Genomic DNA, 211 nt, shown 5'->3' on the forward strand with positions numbered 1-211 from the left:
GTAGCCTGTCGGCTGTTGTCCGCCAGTGGGACGATATTCTAAACTCGATCCAGGTGACCACGCCCGATGTCGGGATGAACTTGATGATGAACCGCTGGTTGCTGTACCAGGTTCTGGCGTGCCGTGTCTGGGCGCGTACATCCAATTATCAGTCCGGAGGCGCTTACGGCTTCAGGGATCAACTCCAGGACGTGATGGCTCTGGTCTACAG

1 protein-coding gene is annotated in these 211 nt (G+C 56.9%); it reads left to right on the top strand.

Annotated elements, in window-relative coordinates:
- A partial coding sequence (locus AF337_RS39270) for a GH36-type glycosyl hydrolase domain-containing protein (protein WP_152971384.1) occupies window positions 1-211 on the top strand: 211 nt, incomplete at both ends.

Source organism: Rhizobium ecuadorense, assembly GCF_001187535.1.
GTDB classification, from domain to species: Bacteria; Pseudomonadota; Alphaproteobacteria; order Rhizobiales; family Rhizobiaceae; genus Rhizobium; species Rhizobium ecuadorense.